Raw genomic sequence first — 1,248 nt, 5'->3', positions numbered from 1 at the left:
TGATTATCTTCATTCCGGCTTTACAGCCTTTCATTGATTTTAACTAACACTTATCCATTCTTATAGGCTAAATCCAAATTAGATTGACCTCTAAGTTCTTTGCCACTTTTTCTATACTATTTTAAGGCAGAAAAACTTTTAAAAGAGCTATATATAATTTTAATATGTATTTTGCCTCGCAGACTTAAAGTCCACAATATAAACGCAATCTTTACCAATAATAAATTTCACTTGATATTTACCGTTCAAAATAGAAATGTCTTTTTTCTTTCTGATACGATATACATCAGCAGTATAAGCGAGTTTATCTACCTCGCTCTTAATTGCATCATAAAATTGTTCGGTAATAACGACATTTTTTGATTGTTTTAAGATATAACTCGCTTGATCTAATAACTTAATTTCAGCTAAGCCATACCAAATAATCTCATAATCAAATTTCATTATTTCTCGTCTAAACCCAATGTTTTACGTAAATTTTCCATTACTTGATCATGAGACTTAGCTTCAACCAAACCATTTTCTAGCTTATAAAGCAAAGCTAATTCATCATCTGTATAGAAACCCGGTTGTTTCTTTTCAAGACCTAAATCCTGAGATAACGTTGCTTCCATATCTTTCCTCTTAATGCTCATTTTGAACTATTTATCAACCAACTATACAAACCAAGAATATAAAAGTCAATTAACCTTATCTAACTTACTTTTCCTACTACTCTAAAGAAAAATTAAATTGAGTCAATAGTGAAGATCACTATGTGTGCAGTACTATTCCTCACAAAATGTGAGATTGATCTACAGCTACGTAGGACTAAATTTGTATGCAATAAAAATCGGGACGCTACACAAGCGTCCCAATATCATATCGCTGTTTTGACGGTTTAAGACTTTACGAAAAAATGCTTCAATCCGACCGCTTGCATTTATTTAAACACTGCCCAAACCGGTGCGTGATCGGACGGTTTTTCCATTGCCCGTATCTCTAAGTCAATCCCCGTTTCGATACAACGATCGGCTAACGGTTTTGATGCCAACACCAAGTCAATCCGTAATCCACGATTATCGTCAAAGCCTTTCGAGCGGTAATCAAACCACGAGAATTTATCATCAGTATTTGGATTGAGCTGGCGGAACGTATCGACCAAACCATAGCCGTGCAAACGTGCCAACCATTCCCGCTCTTCTGGCAGGAATGAGCATTTACCGTCCCGCCACCAACGTTTGCGGTTCGGCTCGCCATTGCCTAAGT

At 36.1% G+C, this 1,248-nt stretch carries 3 protein-coding genes; all 3 read right to left on the bottom strand.

The window, feature by feature from the left end; genetic code table 11:
- Positions 1–159: 159 nt before the first annotated feature.
- Positions 160–444, bottom strand: a complete 285-nt coding sequence (locus tag RO21_RS10985; protein WP_047977827.1) for a hypothetical protein — start codon at positions 442–444, stop codon at positions 160–162.
- The gene (locus RO21_RS13220; protein WP_173425305.1) at positions 444–614 is read right to left on the bottom strand and encodes a hypothetical protein; all 171 of its coding nucleotides are present in this window, start codon (positions 612–614) and stop codon (positions 444–446) included. The genes RO21_RS10985 and RO21_RS13220 overlap by 1 nt, the downstream gene beginning before the upstream one ends.
- A 308-nt stretch (positions 615–922) precedes the next feature.
- Positions 923–1,248, bottom strand: a 326-nt coding sequence (locus RO21_RS10980) for an exodeoxyribonuclease III (protein WP_047977826.1), incomplete at its 5' end; no start/stop codon positions are given.

Origin of the sequence: Muribacter muris, assembly GCF_001038205.1 — a bacterium.
Taxonomy (GTDB): Bacteria; Pseudomonadota; Gammaproteobacteria; order Enterobacterales; family Pasteurellaceae; genus Muribacter; species Muribacter muris.
This window is presented reverse-complemented; position numbering and strand designations above follow the sequence as displayed.

Excerpts from the sequence above, each read along its gene's own strand:
- RO21_RS13220 (WP_173425305.1), bottom strand. The coding sequence starts at position 614 with ATGGAAGCAACGTTATCTCAGGATTTAGGTCTTGAAAAGAAACAACCG.
- RO21_RS10985 (WP_047977827.1), bottom strand. The coding sequence starts at position 444 with ATGAAATTTGATTATGAGATTATTTGGTATGGCTTAGCTGAAATTAAG.